Annotated in this window: 1 protein-coding gene; it reads left to right on the top strand. The window is 56.5% G+C overall.

From position 1 onward, the window contains the following. A protein-coding gene (locus ACUY2T_RS10260) for an IS3 family transposase (RefSeq protein ID WP_448308493.1) occupies positions 1-1,232 on the top strand; the annotation gives its coding sequence in 2 pieces (ribosomal slippage) (positions 1-289 and positions 289-1,232; 1,233 coding nt annotated over the 2 pieces). This gene is flagged as partial in the annotation. Positions 1,233-1,254 lie beyond the last annotated feature (22 nt).

Here is a 1,254-nt window from a genome sequence, read left to right on the forward strand (position 1 = left end):
CCAAGAAAATTTGACCAGGATGCCAAGGACCGTGTGGTCCGTCTCGTGGAAGACCGCATCTTGGCGGAAAATATGTCGATGCAAGCCGCGTGCCAGGCAGTAGCCCCAAAGCTGGGCGTCTCGTGGCACACGGCGAGGCAATGGACGCAGGCCGCTCGTCGCGAAGGACGTGTTGTGGAATCAATGCCCGAGGACCTTGCTGCAGAAAACGCACGGTTGCGTCGAGAGAATCAAGAGCTGCGGGACACCAATGAGTTGTTGAAAGCCGCCTCAGCTTTTTTCGCATCCGAACTCGACCCAAAACGTCGGAAATGATCCGATTCATCGATGAGCATCGGAATCGTTTCTCAGTCGAGTTCATCTGCCAGACGTTAAACACGCATCGCGAAGGCGGTTTTCTTAGCTCGCGTGGATACCGCCAATCCAAGGCCCGGGGCTTAAGCTCCCGCGCTTTTCGCGACGCTGCCCTAGTAGAGCGCATTACCGAAGTTCATAAACAAAACTACGGTGTCTACGGGATTCGCAAAATGTGGCGCGTGCTGCGCCGCCAGGGCATTGACATTGGACGCGAGCAAACAGCCCGGCTGATGCGCAGTGCTGGACTGTCCGGCAAGGGCAAAGGTGGGGCACCAATCACAACGCGCAAACCCAAGGGTCCGGATCATCGCCCTGACTTGGTAAAACGTGAGTTTAAGGCCCCTGGCCCTAATCGGCTGTGGGTGGCGGACATTACCTACGTGCGCACCCGAAAAGGCTTTGTGTACACCGCGTTCGTGACCGATGTATTCTCCCGGAGGATCGTCGGATGGGCGCTGTCCGATTCGATGCGCACCGAAGCCTTGCCGCTGCAGGCGTTGAACCAGGCAATCGTGTGCGCTAAGGAAACAACGGGCTTGATTCACCATTCAGACCACGGCTCACAATATGTGAGCATCGTCTACAACGAGCGCTTGGCTGAGCACGGTATCGCAGCGTCCACTGGGACGGTGGGCGACTCCTATGACAATGCTTTGGCTGAGAACGTCAACGGCTCCTACAAGAATGAGCTGATTCATAGGCGAACGTGGGCCGATGTCGTCGACGTGGAAATCGCGACGTTCGAGTGGGTGAATTGGTGGAACGAGTCAAGGCTCCACCAGAGCCTGGGCTACCGCACGCCGGCTGAAGTCGAAACCGAATTTTGGGAACACCACCCCAGTCGAGAAATAATGGAAATCAAGGCACAAGCCTAGGAACAAAACCCGGGACACTTCA

Source organism: Corynebacterium sp. 22-2729 (genome assembly GCF_053479475.1).